Source organism: Telluria sp. ZT3P39, from assembly GCF_059685935.1.
On record NZ_JCASIH010000033.1, the window covers coordinates 1 to 20,864 of the forward strand.

At 65.3% G+C, this 20,864-nt stretch carries 21 protein-coding genes; 9 read left to right on the top strand and 12 right to left on the bottom strand.

Annotation, left to right across the window (positions count from 1 at the left end; translation table 11 throughout):
• The 8 genes from AC56LR_RS20070 to AC56LR_RS20105 all read left to right on the top strand — a co-directional run.
• Positions 1–270 (top strand): hypothetical protein (locus AC56LR_RS20070; protein ID WP_497133016.1); only part of this gene is annotated, 270 nt, incomplete at its 5' end.
• 57 nt (positions 271–327) lie between these two features.
• Positions 328–1,206, top strand: coding sequence for a glucosamine kinase nucleotide-binding domain-containing protein (locus AC56LR_RS20075; protein ID WP_497133018.1), 879 nt, complete (start codon positions 328–330; stop codon positions 1,204–1,206).
• Positions 1,203–2,288, top strand: coding sequence for an N-acetylglucosamine-6-phosphate deacetylase (gene nagA, locus AC56LR_RS20080; RefSeq protein WP_497133020.1), 1,086 nt, complete (start codon positions 1,203–1,205; stop codon positions 2,286–2,288). The genes AC56LR_RS20075 and nagA overlap by 4 nt, the downstream gene beginning before the upstream one ends.
• 17 nt (positions 2,289–2,305) lie before the next feature.
• Positions 2,306–3,316, top strand: coding sequence for an SIS domain-containing protein (locus AC56LR_RS20085; RefSeq protein WP_497133065.1), 1,011 nt, complete (start codon positions 2,306–2,308; stop codon positions 3,314–3,316).
• Between the two features lie 7 nt (positions 3,317–3,323).
• Positions 3,324–4,835: a beta-N-acetylhexosaminidase gene (gene nagZ / locus AC56LR_RS20090; RefSeq protein ID WP_497133022.1), complete on the top strand. Its 1,512-nt coding sequence runs from the start codon at positions 3,324–3,326 to the stop codon at positions 4,833–4,835.
• Positions 4,836–4,987: 152 nt separating this feature from the next.
• A complete protein-coding gene (locus tag AC56LR_RS20095; protein ID WP_497133024.1) occupies positions 4,988–6,295 on the top strand; it encodes a hypothetical protein in 1,308 nt (435 codons plus the stop codon).
• 127 nt (positions 6,296–6,422) lie between these two features.
• Entirely contained in the window at positions 6,423–7,493 is a 1,071-nt protein-coding gene (locus AC56LR_RS20100) for a flavodoxin family protein (protein ID WP_497133026.1), read from the top strand.
• Between the two features lie 49 nt (positions 7,494–7,542).
• The gene (locus AC56LR_RS20105; RefSeq protein ID WP_497133028.1) at positions 7,543–8,283 is read left to right on the top strand and encodes a GntR family transcriptional regulator; all 741 of its coding nucleotides are present in this window, start codon (positions 7,543–7,545) and stop codon (positions 8,281–8,283) included.
• 141 nt (positions 8,284–8,424) lie between these two features.
• Here the strand turns inward: AC56LR_RS20105 and AC56LR_RS20110 are convergent, their stop codons facing one another.
• The 10 genes from AC56LR_RS20110 to rpsP form a co-directional block, all read right to left on the bottom strand.
• Positions 8,425–9,216, bottom strand: a complete 792-nt coding sequence (locus AC56LR_RS20110; protein WP_497133030.1) for an SDR family oxidoreductase — start codon at positions 9,214–9,216, stop codon at positions 8,425–8,427.
• A 95-nt stretch (positions 9,217–9,311) separates the two neighbouring features.
• Positions 9,312–12,077 (bottom strand): M16 family metallopeptidase, encoded by a 2,766-nt coding sequence (locus AC56LR_RS20115; protein ID WP_497133031.1) that lies wholly within the window; start codon positions 12,075–12,077, stop codon positions 9,312–9,314.
• A 75-nt stretch (positions 12,078–12,152) separates the two neighbouring features.
• A complete protein-coding gene (locus AC56LR_RS20120; RefSeq protein WP_497133033.1) occupies positions 12,153–12,602 on the bottom strand; it encodes a CBS domain-containing protein in 450 nt (149 codons plus the stop codon).
• A gap of 95 nt (positions 12,603–12,697) precedes the next feature.
• A complete protein-coding gene (locus AC56LR_RS20125) occupies positions 12,698–13,048 on the bottom strand; it encodes a DUF3579 domain-containing protein (protein WP_497133035.1) in 351 nt (116 codons plus the stop codon).
• A 103-nt stretch (positions 13,049–13,151) separates the two neighbouring features.
• Positions 13,152–14,111 (bottom strand): CobD/CbiB family protein, encoded by a 960-nt coding sequence (locus AC56LR_RS20130; RefSeq protein ID WP_497133037.1) that lies wholly within the window; start codon positions 14,109–14,111, stop codon positions 13,152–13,154.
• Positions 14,112–14,270: 159 nt separating this feature from the next.
• Positions 14,271–14,939: a CoA pyrophosphatase gene (locus AC56LR_RS20135; protein ID WP_497133039.1), complete on the bottom strand. Its 669-nt coding sequence runs from the start codon at positions 14,937–14,939 to the stop codon at positions 14,271–14,273.
• Between the two features lie 69 nt (positions 14,940–15,008).
• Positions 15,009–15,395 (bottom strand): 50S ribosomal protein L19, encoded by a 387-nt coding sequence (gene rplS, locus AC56LR_RS20140; protein WP_171086142.1) that lies wholly within the window; start codon positions 15,393–15,395, stop codon positions 15,009–15,011.
• Between the two features lie 119 nt (positions 15,396–15,514).
• On the bottom strand, positions 15,515–16,276 hold the full coding sequence (trmD, locus tag AC56LR_RS20145; RefSeq protein WP_497133041.1) for a tRNA (guanosine(37)-N1)-methyltransferase TrmD: 762 nt from the start codon (positions 16,274–16,276) through the stop codon (positions 15,515–15,517).
• A 26-nt stretch (positions 16,277–16,302) separates the two neighbouring features.
• Positions 16,303–16,836, bottom strand: coding sequence for a ribosome maturation factor RimM (gene rimM, locus AC56LR_RS20150; protein WP_497133067.1), 534 nt, complete (start codon positions 16,834–16,836; stop codon positions 16,303–16,305).
• 40 nt (positions 16,837–16,876) lie between these two features.
• Positions 16,877–17,122, bottom strand: coding sequence for a 30S ribosomal protein S16 (gene rpsP, locus AC56LR_RS20155; protein WP_489874183.1), 246 nt, complete (start codon positions 17,120–17,122; stop codon positions 16,877–16,879).
• Positions 17,123–17,359: 237 nt separating this feature from the next.
• Here rpsP and AC56LR_RS20160 point away from each other — a divergent pair, with 237 nt between their 5' ends.
• Positions 17,360–17,773, top strand: a complete 414-nt coding sequence (locus tag AC56LR_RS20160; protein ID WP_497133043.1) for an NINE protein — start codon at positions 17,360–17,362, stop codon at positions 17,771–17,773.
• 246 nt (positions 17,774–18,019) lie between these two features.
• On the opposite strand, the gene AC56LR_RS20165 is transcribed toward AC56LR_RS20160, so the two are convergent.
• Positions 18,020–19,810 carry an acyl-CoA dehydrogenase gene (locus AC56LR_RS20165; RefSeq protein WP_497133045.1) on the bottom strand — a complete coding sequence of 597 codons (1,791 nt, stop codon included), beginning with the start codon at positions 19,808–19,810 and terminating at the stop codon, positions 18,020–18,022.
• A 96-nt stretch (positions 19,811–19,906) separates the two neighbouring features.
• Positions 19,907–20,848 (bottom strand): electron transfer flavoprotein subunit alpha/FixB family protein, encoded by a 942-nt coding sequence (locus tag AC56LR_RS20170; protein ID WP_497133047.1) that lies wholly within the window; start codon positions 20,846–20,848, stop codon positions 19,907–19,909.
• Positions 20,849–20,864 lie beyond the last annotated feature (16 nt).

A 20,864-nucleotide genomic window follows, 5' to 3' on the forward strand; every position in this document is an offset into this window, starting at 1 on the left:
AGGGGTCAAGGCGGCGAAAAAAATGTCCGCTCAAAAGCGAGTTTGAAGTCCTGCGACACAAAAAACAGCGGACATTTCAACTTTGCCAGAATCGGACATTTTAACTTTGCCTTTACACACCCTACGGGGACAGCGATATTTCCGCTGCTCGACAATACCAGTTCACATACCACCAAAAACATTTGCATAATCAACCGCTTATGCAAATTTTCTCTGCCATTTCGCCCCATGTTGCACACGATATTTGCATACCACTTAAATACCTGTTGACAGCCTAGAGCCGCCTGCCTATAGTGCGCTGACCTCCCTGGCAGAACACACCCAACCATGATCGACTATCTCATCGGCGTCGACGGCGGCGGCACCGGCACGCGCGTGCGCCTGGCCTCCCCTGGCGGCGCCGAACTGGCGCAGGCAAGCGGCGGCCCGTCCGCCCTCTCGCGCGGCATCGACAATGCCTGGACCGCCATCGACGGCGTCGTCAAACAGGCCTTCGCCACCCTCGGCATCGCTACCGTTCCCGTCCACGCCTGCGCCATCGGCCTCGGCCTGGCCGGTGTGCACAACAAGGAATGGGCAGCGCAGTTCGTGGCCGCCAATCCCGGCTACGCGGCGCTGGTCCTGGACACCGACGGCTTCACGACGCTCATGGGCGCCCACGGCGGCCGGCCCGGCGCGATCGTCGCGATCGGCACCGGCAGCGTCGGCGAAGCCATGCTGCAGGACGGGACCAAGGTCGAAGTCGGCGGCTGGGGCTTCCCGGCCGGGGACGAAGCCAGCGGCGCCTGGATGGGCCTGCGCGCGCTCAACCACATCGAGCAGGTGCTCGATGGCCGCGTCGAAGGCCGCGCCTTTGCGCGCGAGCTCATTGAATGTTGCGGCGGCTCGCGCGACGCGGTGCAGGTCTGGATCGGCAAGGCCAACCCGGCCGCCTATGCCGGCCTGGCGCGCTTCGTGGTGGCGCATGGCGACAGCGACCCGGTGGCCCGCAGCATCCTCGAACACGCCGGCCAGGAAGTGGCCAGCATCGCCGCGGCACTCGACCGCACCGGCAGCTTGCCGCTGGCCCTGTGCGGCGGGCTGGGCGAGGTCCTGCGCGCCTGGCTGCCGCCGGCCACCCTCGCACGCTGCGTCCCGGCCCAGGGCGACTCCGCCGCCGGCGCGCTGCGCATGATCCAACGCCACCTTGAAGGAGCAGCACAATGAAGGGCAACATCCTCACCCCCGGCGGCTGGATCCACGGCGAGCTGCGCCACGGCGCCCGCATCGAGAGCATCGACGGCATTGACGCCGATCCGTCGGCGAACGGCGACGACTACATCCTGCCCGGCTTCATCGACGTGCACGTGCACGGCGGCGGTGGCCGCGACATGATGGAAGGCGGCGACGCGCCGCACGTCATCGCCGCCATGCACGCAAAGCACGGCACCACCGCCCTGCTGGCCACCACCATGACCGCACCCAGCGAAGACATCGAACGTGCGCTGGGCGCCATCGGCGCGGCTTGCAAGGCGCGCGGCAAGAACGAAGCGCGCATCCTCGGCGTGCACCTGGAAGGCCCCTACATCAACGCGGGCAAGCTGGGCGCCCAGCCGCCCTTCGCGCGCGCGGCGAGCCTGGACGAAGTGCACCGCTTCGGCGAACAGGCGCCGATGCGCCTGATCACGGTGGCGCCCGAGATCGAGGGCCACATGGAACTGCTGCGCGCGATGGCCGATGCCGGCATTCGGGTGCAGATCGGCCATACCAACGGCTCCTATGAGACCGGCGTGCAGGCCCTCGAACACGGCGCCGTCGGCTTCACCCACCTGTTCAACGCCATGCCCGGCCTGCACCACCGCGACCCCGGCATGGTCGGCGCCGCGCTGGCGCATGCCGAATACGCCGAGATCATTCCCGATTTGCTGCACGTGCATCCGGGTGCGATCAAGACCGCGCTGCGCTGCATCCCGAAGCTGTTCTGCGTGACCGATTCCACCGCCGCCGCCGGCATGCCGGACGGCGAATACATGCTGGGCCGCCAGGTCGTCCACAAGTGCATGGGCGGCGTGCGCCTGGCCGATGGCACGTTGGCCGGCAGCACGCTGACGATGGACCAGGCGCTGCGCAACCTGGTCAAGATCGGGCTATCGCTGGAGGACGCCAGCTTGCGCGTGTCCACCAACGCCGCCGACTATCTCGGCGAAACCCGGCGCGGGCGCCTGGCGCCGGGCTGCCATGCCGATGTCGTGGTGCTCGACCGCGACCTGAATATCAAAGCCGTTTATATCGAAGGAGAAGCACTGTGACCCCGACCACCTCGCTGATGTACCAGGAAGCCCTGTCCGCAGGCGACTGCATCGCCCGGCAACTGGCGCAGGACGTCGAACGCTACACGGAACTGGGCCGCAGCCTGCGCGCCACCAACTTCCACAGCGTGGTGACCGTCGCGCGCGGCAGCTCCGACCACGCCTCGAGCTACCTCGCCTACCTGATCATGGCGCGCATGGGCCGCCTGGTGACCTCGCTGCCGATGTCGCTCATCACGCTGTACAAGTCCCCGCTGGTCACGCGCGACACCCTGGCCGTGTCGATCTCGCAGTCGGGCCAGAGCCCGGACGTGGTCGAGCCGATCCAGTATTTCCGCGCCGGCGGCGCGACCACCGTGGCGCTGGTGAACGACGATACTTCCCCGCTGGCCCAGGCCGCCGAATGGACCATGCCGCTGCACGCCGGTAAGGAGCAGAGCGTGGCCGCGACCAAGAGCTTCATCGCCAGCATGGTTGCAGGCGCCCGCCTGGTCGCCGAATGGCAGGACGACGCCGAACTGCGCGCGGGCATTGCCGCCCTGCCCGATTCGCTGCGCGCCGCCGCGCAAAGCGACTGGTCCGCCGCCATCGAGGTGCTGGCCCCGGCCCGCAACATCATGGTGGTCGGGCGCGGCATCAGCTTCCCGGTGGCGCTGGAGTCGGCGCTGAAATTCAAGGAAACCTCGGCCCTGCAGGCCGAAGCCTTCTCGGGCGCCGAGATCAAGCACGGCCCGATGGCCCTGATCGAGGAAGGCTATCCGCTCCTGATCTTCGCGACCCGCGGCCCGACCCAGGCAGGCCTGGTGGCGCTGGCCGAGGAAATGCGCGGCCGCGGCGCCCGCGTACTGCTGGCAGCGCCAAGCGACATCGACAGCCGCGACCTTACCCTGCCAACGGCCACCATCCCCGACCTCGACCCGATCGTCGCGATCCAGGCCTTCTACATGATGGCCGCGAACCTGTCGAAAGCGCGCGGCATGGACCCGGACCGCCCGCGCCACCTGAGCAAGGTCACCAAGACCAACTGAGCCAACCATGAGCGACTACCTCGACCTGGCCGGCCAGCTGATGATGGTGCGGCTGTTCGGCACCGAACTCGATGACGATACCGGCGCCTTCCTGCGCCGGCACAAGATCCGCGGCGCCTGCCTGTTCCGCCAGAACATGACGGACGCCGCGCAGCTGGCACGTTTCACCTCTGCCTTGCGCGAGGCGATGGGACCGGAAGCGTTGATCGCGCTCGACCAGGAAGGCGGCGCCGTGGTGCGCTCGACCTGGGTGCCGGCGCCGCCCAGCGCGATGGCGCTGGGCGCGGCGAATGACCCGGTGCTGGCGCGCGAAGTCGGCGCGGCAGTGGCGCGCGCGGTGCGCGCACTCGGCTTCAACTGGAATTTCGCGCCGGTGCTGGACCTGAACAACAACCCCGACAACCCGGTGATCGCCGAGCGCTCCTTCGGAGCCGACCCGGAGCTTGCTACCCGCATCGCCCTGGCCTGGATGGAAGGCAGCGAATCCGAAGGCGTGGCCTGCTGCGTCAAGCACTTCCCCGGCCACGGCGACACCCACGTCGATTCGCACCGCGACCTGCCGACCGTCGATAAGTCGCTGGAAGAACTGGAGCGCTTCGAGTTCGCGCCTTTCCGCATCGCGGCGCCGAAGGCGCGCGCGGTGATGACCGCCCACATCGTCTACCCCGCGCTCGACCCGGCATTCCCGGCCACGATGTCGCGCCCCATCCTGACCGGCATCCTGCGCGAGCGTTTCGGCTTCGAAGGCGTGATCATCACCGACGGCATGGACATGCATGCGATCGCCCACCGCTACGGCGCCGGCCAGGCCGCCGTCAACGCGCTGGTGGCGGGCGCCGACATGGTGATGGCGATCGGCTCGCGCGAGACCCAGCTGGAAACCGTGCAGGCGATCGCGCAGGCGATCCGCGACGGCCTGCTGCCGCTGCCGGAAGTGCAGGCACGCCTGGCGCGCCTGTCACAGCTGGCCGCCAGCTTCCCCGCCGGTCCAGTCAACTATCTGACCGACATCGACGATCGCGCCCTGATGGCGCGCGCCTGGCGCGCCGGCCTCACCACGCTCGGCCAACCGCAGCGTCCCGCACCCGGCAGCAAGATCCGGCTGGTGGCGCGCGCCGACGTGGTCAGCGACGGCGTGTCGGAATCCGGCGTGCCGGCGGCCAGCGTCGCAGCAAGCCTCGGCCGCCTCTACGACGTCGAGCTGGTGACCTTCGCGGACGCCGAAACCTTCGACTGGAGCGCGCTGCCGCAGGACGGCCGCTTCACGATCCTGGCCTCGACCTCGCGCCGCCGCTACGGCCCGCAGGCCCGCGCGACCTGGCGTCCCGACCTGCACCTGGCGCTGTGGAACCCCTACCAGGCGCTCGACTTCGCCGCCCCGGCCCTGATGACCTATGGCTTCGCGGCGCCCGCCGTGGATGCCGCAGTCAGCTGGCTGGCCGGCGAGCTCGAGGCCCCGGGCCGCTGCCCGGTGCCGGGCTTCGAGCCTGCGCCTGCGCAAGACGGTAACGCTATGTAACCGCACGGGCGCTGCTGCGCGCCCTGCGGCACAATTGCCGAGCCTGAGAATGGCGCTTTATGGGACAATGCACCCTTTGCCGAGATTGGCATTTTCGCCATGTTGGCGCATATGCATTTCTCATCATTATCGACTTGATTGAAGGATACTCCATGGCCCAATTCCGTCTTGCCCGCCTCTGCCTGATGCTCGCCGCAATCGGCGTCTCCGCCCCGGCGCTGGTAACCAGTGCCCACGCGCAGCAAAAGACCGATGCGCCTGCCGCCGCCGCCCCGGCGAAGGACACCGTCCGTCCGGAAATCTTCAAGCTGCTCGATCCGGCCGCCATCAAGCCCCTGATGGATGCAAAGAACTACACCGAAGTGCAGAGCCGCATCACCCAGGCCGAAGCCTTCCCGAACCAGACCCCGTACGAGCAGTACGTCGTCAACCGCATGAAGCTGTCGCTGGGTTCGACCACCAACAACAACGCCATGGCGATGCCGGCGCTGGAAGCCGTGATCAATTCGGGCCGCCTGAACGCGACCGAAAAAACCGACTTCATGCAGGCCCTGGCCAACATGCACTACAACGCCAAGGATTACCCGAAGGCGATCGAGTGGTTCAACCGCTACGAGAAAGAAAGCCCGACGCCTGAGAAAGTGCGTGCTGCGAAGATCCGCGCCCAGTACCTGGGCGGTGACTTTGCCGCAGCCAAGACCCAGCTGCTGCCGATGGTCAACGAGATGGAAAAGGCCGGCCAGAAGCCGAGCGAGGAAGACCTGCGCCTGCTGGCGTCCGCCGCCGTCAAGGTGAAGGACGACGCCGCCTACCTGGTCGGCCTCGAGAAGCTGGCCCGCTACTACCCGAACGACGACTTCTGGACCGACCTGCTCAACCGCGGCGTCGCCCGCCAGAAGGGCTTCGACGCCCAGACCAACATGGTCAACGTCTATCGCCTGGAATTCGCTGCCGTCAAGCAAATGGCGCCGGAAGAATACACCGACCTGGCCGAGCTGTCGCTGCGCGACGGTTTCCCGACCGAAGCCAAGAAGGTCATGGAAGCCGGTTACGCGGCCGGCGTGCTGGGCAAGGGCAGCAATGCCAAGACCCATGCCGCGCTGCGCGACAAGGCCAACAAGGGCGCAGCCGACGACGCGCGCAACATCGCCAGCGGCGAAGCGAGCGCGGCCAAGGCCAAGACCGGCGCCGGCCTGGTCAACCTGGGCTGGGCCTATGCCACGATGGACCAGGCCGACAAGGGCATCGGCCTCATCCAGCAGGGTATCGCCAAGGGCGGCCTGAAGAATACCGAAGAAGCCAAGCTGCGCCTGGGCATGGCACAGGCGCGCGCCGGCAAGAAAGCCGAAGCGATCCAGACCTTCGAAGGTATCAAGGGCGGCGCGGGCGCCGGCGACCTGGCCAAGTACTGGATCATGCTGCTGAACCAGCAGGGTGGCGCGGCGACCGCAGCGAAGTAAGAGTTCTGTTTTATCGTAGAGTGGGCGGGTTCTCCCGCCCACTTTACTTTCATCGGTGCTATGTGCGCGTGCGAACATTTCAATGTCGCTAACCCGGTCGATAATTTCGATACATCAGGGAGGCGGCATGACAACGATACGCAAGGGCCAAGCGCCCGCCAAACTCGGGCGCAACGAATTCCACCTGCGCTTTCGCCAATCCTTCCACGACCCGGCCTTCGACAAGCTCGCGCCCGAACTGGAAGCGATCGAACAGGTAGCCTGGGAAGCCTATGCCGAAGGCCGCAAGGCGCCACGCACGGTGAAAGCCGGCCCGGGCTTTGCCGATCCGGACTACGACCTGTCGATCGAATGGAAGGAAACGCGCGACCGCCTGCTCGCCGCCGAGCAGCACCAGAAAGACCCGGCTTCGCGCAGCCGCGTGCTCATCATCAATGGCTCGGCCCGCAACGACGGCACCTGTCCCGGTGAAGTCTCCAAGACCTGGCGCATGGCTCAGCTTGCGCGCGAGGTGCTCATCGCGGACGGCTTCGAAGCCGACCTGCTCGACCTGAGCCTGCTCAATTCCGACTACGACCGCCACATCCATCCCTGCAAGGGCTGCGTGTCCACCGCCATGCCGCTGTGCCACTGGCCGTGCAGCTGCTATCCGAACCACGCCGAGCGCCAGGTGGGCGACTGGATGAACGAGATCTACGAGCGCTGGGTGCTGGCGCACGGCGTCATCATCGTCACCCCGGTCTACTGGTACCAGGCCCCCAGTGTGCTCAAGCTGATGATCGACCGCCTGGTCTGCGCCGACGGCGGCAACCCGGACCCGACCTCGACCCACGGCAAGAAGGCCGAGCAGGCCAAGGAAATCGAGCTGGCCGGCTGGGACTATCCCAAGCACCTGGCCGGCCGCGCCTTCGGCCTGATGGTGCACGGCGACGTGGCCGGGATCGAAGGCACGCGCCGTTCGCTGGCCGACTGGCTGGGCTGGATGGGCCTCATCGACGCCGGCAGCTTCGCCCAGCTCGACCGCTACATCGGCTATTACGAGTCGTATGCCGAGAGCCACGACACGCTCGATCGCGACACGGCGGTGCAGGAAGAAATGCGCAACGTGGCGCGCGCGGTCGGCGCGGCCGTGACGGAAATCCGCGCGGGCCGGGTGGCCGTGGTGGAGCATCCGCTCAAGAACCCGCGGCCCAAATAAGCCCGGCCGCGGTGGTATGATGCCGCCGACCCGAACCCCATTGGCCCGCATGATCGATCTCGCCGCACTGATGCAGTCTGCCGCCGGCGGCGGCAAGCTTCCCCTTTACCAGCAGCTGCAGCAGGCGCTGCGCCAGGCCATCGACGAGGGCCTGTTCGGCGCCGCCTCGGCCCTGCCGGCCGAACGCCAGCTGGCTGAGGAACTGGGGATCTCGCGCATTACCGTGCGCAAGGCGATCGATGCGCTGGTCGAGGAAGGCCTGCTGGTGCGGCGCGCCGGCGCGGGCAATTTTCTGAACACGCGCATTGAAAAGAACTTCGCCCGCCTGAGCTCATTTTCGGAAGACATGCGCGCCCGCGGGCGGGCGCCGCGCAACGAATGGCTCAAGCGCTCGGAAGGCCTGGTCACGCCCGAAGAAGCCCTGCGCCTGCGGCTCTCGCCCGGCACCCCGGTCTACCGCTTCCACCGCATCCGCTACGCCGACGACATGCCGATGTGCGTCGAATACGCGACCATCGCGGCCTTTGCCCTTGGTTCGCTCGATGCGGTCAAGGATTCGATGTACGAGGCCCTTGAAGCCACCGGCAACCGCCCGGTGCGGGCGCTGCAGCGGCTGTCGGCGCTGCTGCTCAATGCGGAACAGGCGGGGCTGCTGCAGACGCGCGAGGGCGATGCGGGGCTGTGCGTGGAAAGGCTGGGGTTTGCCCGGGACGGGCGGGCGGTGGAGCTTTGCCGGTCGTACTTCAGGGGGGATGTGTATGACTTCGTGGCGGAGCTCAATGCGGGTTAAAACGGCACCCCGCGGCTGTTTTGACGATGGTTGAACGCGCGGGCGGGACACCCGCCCACCCTACGCAATTCGCAAATCGTAGGGTGGGCAGGTTCCCTGCCCGCGCGTTCAAATCACATATGCTTAGCGATGGGCCAGCCTTCAAACCGCCGTAAACCCGCCATCCACCACCAGCTCGTGCCCGTTCACATACGACGCGCCGTCGGAACACAGCCACAGCGCCGCATTCGCAATCTCCGCCGTCTCGGCAAAGCGCGCCATCGGGTGCGCCGCCTTGAGCTTCTTTTCGCTGCTTGGGTCGCGCTCGACGGCGCGCATCAGCATCGGGGTCTTCACCGCGGATGGGCACAGCGAATTGATGCGGATGCCGGATTTCGCGTATTCCGCAGCCGCGCTCTTGGTCAGTCCCACCACCGCATGCTTGCTGGCCGCGTAGACCGCGCGGTTCGGGGCGCCCACCAGGCCGGAGACCGACGCCACGTTGACGATCGCGCCGCCGCCCTGCTTGAGCATCTGTCGCAGCTGGTATTTCATGCACAGCCAGACGCCCTTGACGTTGGCGCCCATGATGCGGTCGAACTGGTCTTCCTCGCCGTCGGCCAGCGGCGCGCCCTCTTCGTCCAGGGCGGCGTTGTTGACCGCGATGTCGAGGCGCCCGTAGTAGCTGACGGCCTTGTCGACCAGCGCCTCGACCTCGCCCGCGCGGGTGATGTCGCCGCGCACGAACAGGGCCTTGCCGCCCGATTCGACGATCATGGCCGCGGTGGCGTGGCCGCCGTCGATGGCGGTGTCGGCCACCACGACGTGGGCGCCGGCGCGGCCGAAGGCCAGTGCGGTGGCGCGGCCGATACCGCTGGCGGCGCCCGTGACGAGTGCGACTTTGCCGGCGAACGGAAGAGTTTCCGCCGGCTGCGCTTTGGATATGCCTTTCATGATGCTCCTGATGCCTTGCAACGCATGCTTCTCAAAGGAAACATTTTAACGCAGCATCGGGGCGCTGTCACAATTGGACGCCTGCAGTGTTGCTTCTAGGGCGCGGCCTTGGCCGGGATTGTGGCCTTGCCGCCGGCCTTGGACTGGTCGCCCGCCATCACCACCGTCAGTTTCGAAGGAATGATCGCCTTGCGGAAGGCCGCGTTCAGCTGCGGCAGCGTCACCGCCGCCAGCTTGCGATCCAGCGCCGCCGACCACTCGAAGGTGCGGCCGCGATACAGGTAGCTGGTCCAGCCCGAGGCCACCACGCCGTCGTTGGTGCGGTTCTGCAGGCGCTGCTGCATCAGGCCCGACTTGGCGTCTTGCAGTTCGGCCGCGGTGAAGCCGTCCTTCACCGCGCGTGCCAGCTCGCCGCGCACTGCCCCATCGAGCTTGCGCAGGTTCTGCGGCGCCGCGATCGCGCTGATCATGAAGGCGCCGGCGCGGTCGAAGTCGCCCCCGGACAGGTCCGAGCCGCCGCCGTAGGACAGGCCATCTTTCTGGCGGATGCGGTCCATCAGGCGCGACTTCAGGCCGCCCTCCCCGAAGATGTAATTGGCCAGCATCAGCGCCGGATAGTCCGGGTCTTCCAGGTTCAGGTCGAGGTTCATGCGCGCGATGTAGAAGCCGTTTTCCTTGTCCGGCGTGTCGAGCATCCGGGTGGCGGCGGCCACCTCCGCGTGCTTGCCCAGGATCGGCGCCACATTCGCCGGCGCGGTCCATTTTCCGAACAGCGCATCGACCAGCGGGATAACCTCTTTCGGGTCGAAGTCGCCGACGATCGCCAGCTCGGCCGGGCTGCTGTTGTGGAATTCGCGGTGATGCCTGGGCAGGTCTTCCAGGCGCACCGCCTGGATGTCGGCGATGTCTTCTTCCAGCGTGTTGGCATGGCGTATGTCGCCGCGCGGGTACTGCTCGAAGTGCACGCCAAGGGCGCGCGCGGCCACGCTCTGCGGCTCGGCGCGGCCCGCTTCCAGGCCCACCAGCATCTGCTTGCGCAGCTGCTCGAATTCCGAGGCCGGGAAAGCCGGCTCTTTCAGCACGTGGGCCGCCAGCTTGATCGCCTCGACCAGGTTCTCGCGCGTGGTCTGGAAGTGGTTCGGGCCGCCCGTCATCTTGAGCTTCTCGAAGGCGTCGGCCAGCTCGGCGCGGCTGTACTTCGTGGTGCCCCGCATCAGCATGGACGAGGTCAGGCCGGCGATGGCGCTCTTGCCGAACAAATTCTTCTCGTCGCCGAAATGCTGGCGCAGGCTCACCGTCACGGTCTCGCCGCGGTTCTTCTTGGGCAGCAGCGCCAGCTTCACGCCGCCCGCCGTCGTCAGGGTGGTGCGCTTCATGATGTTGGCCTGGCTCGGGTCGAAGTCTTCCGACACCAGACTGCTCGCCGCCGGCTTGAAGTCCTTCATCACGGTTTCCACCGACGGCGCGGCCTCTACCCGTGCGCGCTGCGGCGCGTCTTCCGGCACGAAGCTGCCGATGATGCGGTTGCTGCGCATGAAGTAACGGCCGCTGCTCGCGGCGACTTCCTCGGCCTTGACGGCCTTGAGGCGCTCGCGGCTCAGGAAGTACAGGCGCCAGTCGCCCAGCGCGATCACTTCGGACAGCGCCACACCGACCGCCTGCGGGTCGTTCAGGCTGCGTTCGATGGTGTTCAGCCAGGAGCGGCGCACGCGCTCCATTTCATCAAGCGTCGGCGGCTGCCTGGCCAGGCCTTCGACGGCCTCGACCAGGGCGTCGCGCACCGGCTCGATCGGCTCGCCCTTTTTCACCACGGCGCCGAAGAACTGCAGGCCAGGCGCATAGCCGGTCTGGCCGAAGCTGAACACCTGGCTGGCCTTGCCCGACTCCACCAGGAGCTTGTGCAGGCGGCCGTTGGGCGCGTCGCCCAGCACCTCGGAGGCAAAGCCCAGGCCTTCCGCATCGTCGTGCAGGTCGGACGGGATCTTGTAGCCGACCGCGACGATCTGCACGTCGCCCTGGCGCCGCACCGCGAAGCTGCGCTCGCCGTCCTGGGTCGGCTCCACGGTCCAGAACTGGGGCAGCGCGCGCTTCGGTTTCGGGATGGCGCCGAACAGGCGGTTGATGGTGGCCAGCGTGGCGTTCGCGTCGAACTTGCCGGCTACCAGCAGGGTTGCGTTATCGGGCTGGTAGTAGGTCCGGTAGAAGGCCTGCAGGTTGCCGATCCTGACGTTCTCGATGTCGCTGCGGTTGCCGATGGTCGAGCGGCCGTAGCTGTGCCAGTCGTAGGCCACGCTCTGCATGCGCTTGAACAGCACGTTGCCGGGCGAGTTCTCGCCGCTCTCGAACTCGTTGCGCACCACCGTCATCTCGGAGGCCAGGTCCTTCTGCGCGACCGGCGAATGCACCATGCGGTCCGCTTCCATCTGCAGCGCCCAGTCCAGGTTGTCCTGTGACGCCTGGAACACCTCGTAGTAATTGGTGCGGTCGAGCGAGGTGGTGCCGTTGAACTCCATGCCGCGGCGCGAGAACTGGCTGGTGATGTCCGGGTTCTTTTTCGTGCCCTTGAACAGCAGGTGCTCGAGCAGGTGGGCCATGCCGGTTTCGCCGTAGTTCTCATGGCGCGAACCGACCAGGTAGGTCATGTTGACGGTCACGGTCGGACGCGAGGTATCCGGGAACAGCAGGACCTTCAGGCCATTGGCGAGGCGGTATTCGGTGATGCCCTCGACCGAGGGCCCGAGCGTGACGCCCTTGGGCAGCGGCGCGCTCCAGGCAGCGCCTGTCACCAGGCACAGCAGGCTGCCGGCAACGGCCCGGGCTGCCATGCCGCGTTTGACGTACATCAGCGTGATCGAGTTCATGGTGTCCTGTCATGTTGGCAGGACAATGCCGTCCCGCATGTTTTTGAACATGCAGATGGTAACAGAGCAAAATCGCTACTGGCGGGCCCTGCGTTCGTGCGCTTGTTGATATGGGCTAATACGGGACAATTCTCCCATCTCTTCGGCCAGGAATTCCAGCAGGTCGTCCGCGCTGACGATGCCCGACAGGGCGCCGGCGGCGTCGATGACGGGCACGCGCCGGATGCCGCGCAGGCGCATGTGCTCGATGGTCTCGTAGACGTCGTCGGTTTCGCGCGCGGTCAGCAGGTCGTCGGCCATGATGTCGCCAACCAGCAGGCTGGTCGGATCGAGCCCCGGCGCGATGACCGATACCACGATATCGCGGTCGGTCAGGATGCCGACCGGGATGCTGGCGCCGTCGACCTGGTCGACCACGATCACGTCGCCAACGTGGTGGCGGCGCATCATCAATGCCGCGCCCTGCACGGTTTCATCGCGGGCGCACCAGGTAGCCTGGTTGGTGCAGATTTGACCGATGTGCATGATGCTCTCCCCCTGCCTTGCGCCGATAGCAGATGCGGAAAACAAAACTGGCGCTATGAATTCATCATAGCGCCAGTTGTGGAATCCGAAAGGTCTTATGCGCCCGGTTTCTTCTCGCCCGGCGGCGGCACGAAGCAGGCGTCCGCGACCTGCAAGTCATTGTCCTTGGCGAAATTCAGCACGAAGTGATAGGCCAGCGGCTCGACTTTCTGCAGCTCGCGGCTGACGACCACGGCCTTCACGCCGTTGACGATGGTCGGATGGACCCAGGGGGAAAATTGCAGATGGGCGTTGCGGTTGGCCGCGCCGGGGGCAAAGCACGACATGACCCCGCACAGGCGCTCGGCCCAGTCGCTGGGTCGGAACTGCCTGCCGTTGCTCGTAATGCCCAGGATAAAAAACTCGTCCTTGAGTCCCTTATCCGCGGTTTGCGGTAACTCGGCCATAGTGCTGCTTGCTGAAACAGGAATACTGCGTGAATGAGAACAACTTCAGCGCAGTATTATATCTTATAGAAGACTCACGAACGAGGCAGTGAGCACTTATGGATCACCCGAGCCACACCACGCTCGACAGCAGGAGCAGCAGGATCATCCACAGGATCAGCGCCCGCCACACCAGTCCGACCGTGCTCTGCATCGAGCGCAGGTTCGGTTCCTCGCCCGGCAGCATATCCGATTCGCTGTCGCCCAGGTCCACGATTGCCGCATCCAGGGGCAGTAGCTGCGGTGCATTCTCGTTCGGCGTGCCCAGGCGCACGCCCATCGCGCCCCCGCCCGCCGCCAGGATGATGCCGCGCGATTCGTCGGCCCAGCGGCCGGCGAAGTTACGCCAGGCATAGATCGCGTCCTCGAAGTTGCCGACCACGGCAAAGGCCACCGCCGTCAGGCGCACCGGCATCCAGTCGATCCAGTAGAAGGCCCGCGCGGCGAACTGCCCAAAAGCTTCGTTGCGCATGTGGTCCGGTTCGTTCCAGGCGCGCGCCAGGTATTCCGACACCCGGTACATCACGGCGCCGGCCGGCCCGAGCGGCATCAGGAACCAGAAGAATACGCCGAATACGTTGCGGTGGGTGGTCACCAGGGCCTTTTCGACCGCCACCCGGGTGATCTCGGTGCTGTCCATCCCGATGGTGTCGGTGCGCGTCCACTCCGCCAGCAACTGGCGCGCGGCGGCTTCGTCGCCCGTGTTCAGGGCCAGCTGGATCGAGGTGAAATAATGGCTGTAGTGGCGGAAACCGAGCGTCAGGTAGACGATCAGGACATTCCAGGCAAAGGCCAGCAGCACCAGGTTGTAATGCATGAAGACCCAGTACACCAGCCAGGTCGGCAGCATCAGCGCCAGCATCATCAGGATCCAGCCCATGCGGCCATTTTTCTGCTCGCCCGCATTGAACCAGCCCTCGATGCGCATCGCGAAACCCTTGATGCCACCGTAGACCTGGTTATCGGCGCGCAACGGCTTGAGCTGCTCGATGATCAGCGCGACGAGAATGGAAAAAAATGTCATTCAGGAATCCTTTTTTGTTCTGGCAATACTGTGCTGCCGCTACGATAGCGGAGAAGTGGGCCAGAATCAAATTCAGGGGTGGAATAAAGCCTCGGGTTGCGGCGGGGGGGATTCGATTTCGTAGGGTGGGCGGCTTCGCCGCCCACCCTACGAAAAACGCTACGCCCTGAGGAAATGAAACAAATTCCGCAACATCGCCGCCGTCGCCCCCCAAATGAAATAATCCTCGTACGGCATCGCATAAAACGTGCGCTTGCCCGCCCCTTCCGGCAACTCCACCGAGCGGCGCTCGTGGTGGGCGCCGGCCATCAGGAAGCCGAGGGGCACCTCGAAGATTTCGGCCACCTCGCCTGGATCGGCATCGAGCGCGAACGGCGGCGTCACCAGCGCCACCACCGGCGTGACGCGGTAGGCGCTGATGGTGATGTGGTCGGGCAGCACGCCGATGATCTCGACGTGGCGGCGGTGCAGGCCGATTTCTTCTTCGGTTTCGCGCAGCGCGGTCTCGATCGGGGATGAATCGAGCTCTTCGGCGCGGCCGCCGGGAAAGCTGACCTGGCCGGCGTGGCTGGACAAATGATCGGTGCGCTTGGTCAGCAGCACCGTAAGGCCTTCGGGACGGTCGACCAGGGCCACCAGCACGGCGGCGCGGCGCAAGCGCAGCGGCGGCGCCATCAGCGCTTCGTCGGACGGCTCCGGATCCCAGGGCAGCGTGCGGGCAAAGCGGGCGCGCACGGCTTGCGCGCTCAACTGCGCCGGCAGGAGCGCGGCTTCGCCGGCCAGGGCCTCGACGGGCAGCGCCATGGGATCGAACAGGGGCTTGATCAAATCACACTCCTCGGGCTTACAACGAAAAAAGGCATCCTTGCGGATGCCTTTTCCTGAACACAGACGCTATTACTCTGCTGCTGGTGCAGCTTTGACTTTGCGCTGTGGCAGCTTTTCTTTGATACGTGCCGACTTGCCCGAACGCTCGCGCAGGTAGTACAGCTTCGCACGACGGACGTCACCACGACGCTTCACTTCGATCGAAGCGATCAGCGGCGAATACAGCTGGAACGTACGCTCGACGCCTTCGCCCGACGAGATCTTGCGAACGATGAAGTTCGAGTTCAGGCCGCGGTTACGACGCGAAATGACGACGCCTTCGTATGCCTGGGCGCGCTTGCGGTTGCCTTCGACGACGTTGACGCTGACGACAACGGTGTCGCCTGGTGCGAAATCAGGGATGCTGCGGCCGAGGCGCGCGATCTCTTCTTGCTCGAGTTGCTGAATCAGATTCATTTTTATGACTCCAGAAACCATCTTGCTGGCGCTGAGCGATACCACCGCGGTGCCCAGTAGAGGATGGGGTTGAACAGGCAGGCAACATGCCCACCGTTACATGCACACAAGGTACATTCTTACTCGGCAGATTCTTTCAAACCTGCCAGAAACTTTTCATCCAGCTTGCTCAAGAGGCCGGCGTCGCGCGCCTTGCCGATGAGTTCAGGCCGTTTTTTCAATGTCGCCTCCAGCATGCGCTGGCGCCGCCACTTGGTAATTTCTGCATGGTTGCCGCCCATCAGGACCGGCGGCACCGGTTCGCCGTCATACACTTCAGGGCGCGTGTAATGCGGCGAATCGAGCAGGCCGTTGACGAAACTGTCTTCGACTGCCGAGGCGTCGTCGCCCAGTACGCCAGGCAATTGCCGCACTACTGCATCCATCAGCGCCATCGCCGGCAGTTCGCCACCCGACAGCACGAAGTCGCCGAGCGAAATCTCTTCGTCGACGCAGCGGTCCAGCAAGCGCTGGTCCACGCCTTCGTAGCGTCCGCACAGCACGACCAGTCCCGGCTCGTCCTTCAGCGCCATCACGCGCGCGTGCGTCAGCGGTTTGCCCTGCGGCGACATGAAGACCACGCGCGGCCTGGGTAAGCCGAGTTCGACCTGGCGCGCCTTGGCGGCGGCAATCGCGGCTTCGAGCGGCTTTGCCAGCATCACCATCCCGGGGCCGCCGCCATAGGGGCGGTCATCCACGGTGCGGTGGCGGTCCTGCGTGAAATCGCGCGGATTCCAGATATGCAGGGCCCAGCGCTGTTGCTCAATGCCGCGCCGGGTCACACCCGACTGCGTCAATGCGGCAAACATTTCTGGAAACAAGCTCACGACGTCAAACTGCATCGGGACCTCGCTTCACATGGGACGGGTCAATAATCGAGACCCCAGTCCACGGTAATCAATTTCGCGCCGAGATCGACGGTCTTGATGAACTGGTCCACAAACGGCACAAGGCGCTCGGATGCTTTCGCATCTGGCGCTTCAGGATCCACAACAGGTGCAATGCGAAGGATCGATTGCGCGCCATTGTGCATCATGTCGGTCACCTTGCCGAGGGCTTCGCCTTCGAGGTTGACCACATCCAGGCCGATCAGGTCGGACCAGTAATACTCGTCGTCTTCGAGCTGCGGGAATTCTTTACGCGATACCAATACCGCTGCACCCTTGAGTGCTTCGGCATCGTTGCGGTCGCGCAAGCCGACCAGGGTGACGACCACGTCGCCACCATGCATCTTCGCGTTCCGTGGCTTCACGGAATGCAGTGCCGGCTTGTCGATCCACCAGGTCTTGATATTCAGCAGCGCGTCTGCGTCAGTGGAGAACGGGGTAACGCGAAGTCCACCCACGATTCCAAACGCACCGGACACATAGCCAACCTGCACCAGGTCGTCGGGGACTTCCACCCCGGATGCTGCCGAATCGATCAAACCGGTAAAACCTTACTTAGGCTGCTGGCTGGTTTGCGACCAGGCGAGCAACGGTTGGCGACAGTTGTGCGCCAACGCCTTGCCAGTGAGCCAGGCGGTCAGCTGCGATACGCAGGCCGACTTCAGCGCCCGATGCCATCGGGTTGTAGAAACCGATGCGCTCGATGAAACGACCATCGCGACGGTTACGCGAATCGGTTGCAACGATGTTGTAGAACGGGCGCTTTTTTGCGCCGCCACGAGCCAAACGGATAACGACCATAATAATTCCAAAAAGTTGTACTGGACGGAGAAAGCCGACGATTATAGCGCGCATCTCCGCACAGCGGCAAGCGTTAATGACAACCCGGCGCGCAACCCCGGCGAATTGAGCATTATCGCCGATTTCGCGCCACAAGGCCACCAGTGACCTGCCGTCCCTGCAGGATGTGGACGGAATACGTGCCTTCCTTGCCGTTTTGCACCATACTTCCGGCACCCTAACTTTTTGGCAACGCACATGGCTGTCCAGCACAAGAACAAGACCTTCGCTACCCTGCTCGCCCTGCTGCTGGGCGGATTCGGCGTCCACCGCTTCTACCTGAAAGGCCCGGTCGACCGGCTCGGCCTGCTGCATGTCTGCAGTCTTCCCGTCACCGGCATCCTGTGGGGCGCGGTGCATCCGCACCCCTTCTATGTGGTGCTGCCGATTTTGCTGTCGTACGTGGTCGGATTCGTCGAGGGCCTGGTCATCGGGCTCACGCCGGACGAGGCCTGGGATGCGCAGCACAACCAGGGGAGCGGCAAGACTTCGCGCTCGAACTGGATGCTGGCCCTGCTGCTGGTGCTGACGGTGGGCGTGGGGGCGATCGCGCTGATCGGGATGATCGCACGGGTGTTCGACCTGTTGTACACCGGTGGGGCGTACGGCTAAGCCGACAAAATCCCAGCAAAAAGGCAGCCCGAAGGCTGTAATGCCGTTCAGTTAAGCGTAGGGTGGCCGGGGTCGTTCAGGCCAGTGGCCTGAACGACGAACGGCCGCGCGTCCAACTCCAATGTGATCTGCCACAGCGCATCGGGGATTTGAACGCGCGGCCGGCGAAGCCGGCCACCCTACATTTTCATGCTAACTGAACAGCATTAGCCCGAAGGCTGCCTTTTACGTGAATGCCAGTTCAGCCTAGAACTGGTCGACGTCCAGCGCCAGCACGCCTGGCGCGCCTTCCACGATCGCCGTGCGCAGGCCAGGGGCCGTCGACAGCAGGTGGTCGGCAAAGAAGCGCGCGGTGGCGATCTTCGCGCGCAGGAAGGACGCATCGCCCTCGCCCGCTTCGAGCTTCCTCGATGCCACCAGGGCCGCACGCGCCATCTGCCAGCCGCCCAGCACGATGCCGGCCAGCTTCAGGTAAGTGACGCTGCCTGCGAACACGGCGCGCACATCAAGCTTCACGTTGGCCACCATGTAGTCGACCACTTCTTCCAGCGCGGTGCTGCCCAGCGCCAGCTGGCGGCGGATTGCTGCGAACTCGTCGCCCTGTACTTCCGCCAGTTGCGCCTCGACTGCGCGCACCTGGGCGATCAGGCCCTTGGCCACGGCGCCGCCGTCGCGCACGGTCTTGCGGCCGACCAGGTCGTTGGCCTGGATCGCGGTCGTGCCTTCGTAGATGGTCAGGATCTTGGCGTCGCGGTAGTGCTGGGCCGCGCCGGTTTCTTCGATGAAGCCCATGCCGCCATGGACCTGCACGCCGTCGCGCGCGACGTTCTCGCTCATCTCGGTGGACCAGCCCTTGATGATCGGGACCAGGTATTCGTAGACTGCCAGGCTGGCCTTGCGGGTGGCTTCATCGGCATGGCTGTGCGCGATGTCGGAATAGGCTGCGCCGACATAGGCTAGAGCCCGCGCCGCTTCCGTCTGCGAGCGCATCGACATCAGCATGCGGCGCACGTCCGGGTGATTGATGATGGCCACCGGGCCTGGCGAACCCGCCACTTCGCGCGACTGCACGCGGTCTTTCGCGAACGCCACCGCCTGCTGGTAGGCGCGGTCGGCCAGGCCGACACCCTGCATGCCGACGCCGAAGCGGGCCGCGTTCATCATGATGAACATGTACTCCAGGCCGCGGTTTTCTTCGCCCACCAGCGTGCCGATGGCGCCGCCGTGGTCGCCGAACTGCAGCACGGCCGTGGGCGACGCCTTGATGCCCAGCTTGTGCTCGATCGAGACGCAGTGCGCATCGTTGCGTGCGCCCAGCGAGCCGTCGGCGTTCACCAGGAACTTCGGCACGATGAACAGCGAGATGCCCTTCACGCCCGCCGGCGCATCCGGAGTGCGCGCCAGCACGAGGTGGATGATGTTCTCCGCCATGTCGTGCTCGCCGTAGGTGATGAAGATCTTGGTGCCGAAGACTTTATAGGTGCCGTCGCCCTGCGGCTCGGCGCGGGTGCGCACTGCGGCCAGGTCGGAGCCGGCCTGCGGCTCGGTCAGGTTCATGGTGCCGGTCCACTTGCCGCTGATGAGCGGCTCGAGGAACAGCGCCTTTTGTTCGTCGGTGCCGGCGGTGAGCAGCGCCTCGATCGCGCCGTCGGTCAGCAGCGGGGCCAGTGCGAACGACAGGTTCGCGGCGTGCAGCATCTCGATGCAAGGCGTGGCCACCAGCTTGGGCAGACCCTGTCCGCCGAATTCGCTTGGGTGCTGGATGCCCTGCCAGCCGCCTTCACCGAAGGCGCGGAAGGCTTCCTTGAAGCCCTTCGAGGTGGTGACGCTGCCGTCGCGCCAGAAGCTCGGCTCCTTGTCGCCCGCGTGGTTCAGCGGGGCGACGACTTCGCCGCAGAACTTCGCGCTTTCTTCGAGCACGGCGTTGACGGTATCTTCCGTCGCGTCTTCGCAGCCGGGCAATTGGTTGATCTCGGCCAGGTTGGCCAGTTCGTTCAGCACGAACTGCATGTCTTTCAGCGGGGCTTGGTAGCTCACCTTGGTCTCCTGATGTGACTCTAAATGGACGAACGTCGCTCCCGCCTGCGCGGGAACGACGTATTCATGCGGTGGCGGATGGCGCCGCCAACAGGTTTAACCCAGTTCCTGCACCAGCTGCGGAACGACTTCGAACAAATCGCCCACCAGGCCGTAGTCGGCCACCGAGAAGATCGGCGCTTCCGGATCCTTGTTGATCGCGACGATGGTCTTCGAGTCCTTCATGCCGGCCAGGTGCTGGATCGCGCCCGAGATGCCGACCGCGATGTACAGGGTCGGGGCGACGATCTTGCCGGTCTGGCCAACCTGCCAGTCGTTCGGCACGAAGCCCGCGTCCACCGCGGCGCGCGAGGCGCCCATGGCGGCGCCCAGCTTGTCGGCCAGCGGCTCGAGGATCTTGAAGTTCTCGGCCGAGCCCAGGCCGCGGCCACCGGAGACGATGATCTTGGCGGCGGTCAGTTCCGGACGGCTTGAGACGGCCAGTTCGCGGCCCACGAAAGCCGACTTGCCGAAATCGGCCACGGCAGCGATCTGCTCGACCGCGGCCGAACCCCCAAGCGCTGCCGAATCGAAAGCGGTGCCGCGCACGGTGATGACCTTGACGCTGTCGCTCGACTGCACGGTAGCGATGGCGTTGCCGGCATAGATCGGGCGCTCGAAGGTGTCGGGCGAGTCGACCTTGGTGATTTCCGAGATCTGGGCGACGTCCAGCTTGGCGGCCACGCGCGGCAGGATGTTCTTGCCGTAGGCGGTGGCCGGGGCCAGGATGTGCGAATAGCCGCCGGCGATCGCCAGCACCTGCTCGGCGACGTTCTCGGCCAGGCCATCGGCGAAGTGCGGCGCATCGGCGACCAGCACTTTCGACACCCCGGCGATTTGCGCGGCGGCTTCGGCGGCGGCGCCGCAGTTCGAACCTGCGACCAGGATGTGGACCTCATTTGCACCACCTGCGCCGCACTGGGCGGCCGCGGTGACAGTGTGGTGGGTAGCGCCCTTGAGGGAGCCGTTGTCGTGTTCTGCAATGACGAGTGCGACCATGTTATTTCCTTGTGTT

Bases quoted from the DNA above. Each gene is read 5' to 3' on its own strand.
- AC56LR_RS20075 (WP_497133018.1), top strand. From the start codon at position 328: ATGATCGACTATCTCATCGGCGTCGACGGCGGCGGCACCGGCACGCGC.
- nagA (WP_497133020.1), top strand. From the start codon at position 1,203: ATGAAGGGCAACATCCTCACCCCCGGCGGCTGGATCCACGGCGAGCTG.
- AC56LR_RS20085 (WP_497133065.1), top strand. From the start codon at position 2,306: ATGTACCAGGAAGCCCTGTCCGCAGGCGACTGCATCGCCCGGCAACTG.
- nagZ (WP_497133022.1), top strand. From the start codon at position 3,324: ATGAGCGACTACCTCGACCTGGCCGGCCAGCTGATGATGGTGCGGCTG.
- AC56LR_RS20095 (WP_497133024.1), top strand. From the start codon at position 4,988: ATGGCCCAATTCCGTCTTGCCCGCCTCTGCCTGATGCTCGCCGCAATC.
- AC56LR_RS20100 (WP_497133026.1), top strand. From the start codon at position 6,423: ATGACAACGATACGCAAGGGCCAAGCGCCCGCCAAACTCGGGCGCAAC.
- AC56LR_RS20105 (WP_497133028.1), top strand. From the start codon at position 7,543: ATGATCGATCTCGCCGCACTGATGCAGTCTGCCGCCGGCGGCGGCAAG.
- AC56LR_RS20110 (WP_497133030.1), bottom strand. From the start codon at position 9,216: ATGAAAGGCATATCCAAAGCGCAGCCGGCGGAAACTCTTCCGTTCGCC.
- AC56LR_RS20115 (WP_497133031.1), bottom strand. From the start codon at position 12,077: ATGAACTCGATCACGCTGATGTACGTCAAACGCGGCATGGCAGCCCGG.
- AC56LR_RS20120 (WP_497133033.1), bottom strand. From the start codon at position 12,602: ATGCACATCGGTCAAATCTGCACCAACCAGGCTACCTGGTGCGCCCGC.
- AC56LR_RS20125 (WP_497133035.1), bottom strand. From the start codon at position 13,048: ATGGCCGAGTTACCGCAAACCGCGGATAAGGGACTCAAGGACGAGTTT.
- AC56LR_RS20130 (WP_497133037.1), bottom strand. From the start codon at position 14,111: ATGACATTTTTTTCCATTCTCGTCGCGCTGATCATCGAGCAGCTCAAG.
- rplS (WP_171086142.1), bottom strand. From the start codon at position 15,395: ATGAATCTGATTCAGCAACTCGAGCAAGAAGAGATCGCGCGCCTCGGC.
- trmD (WP_497133041.1), bottom strand. From the start codon at position 16,276: ATGCAGTTTGACGTCGTGAGCTTGTTTCCAGAAATGTTTGCCGCATTG.
- rpsP (WP_489874183.1), bottom strand. From the start codon at position 17,122: ATGGTCGTTATCCGTTTGGCTCGTGGCGGCGCAAAAAAGCGCCCGTTC.
- AC56LR_RS20160 (WP_497133043.1), top strand. From the start codon at position 17,360: ATGGCTGTCCAGCACAAGAACAAGACCTTCGCTACCCTGCTCGCCCTG.
- AC56LR_RS20170 (WP_497133047.1), bottom strand. From the start codon at position 20,848: ATGGTCGCACTCGTCATTGCAGAACACGACAACGGCTCCCTCAAGGGC.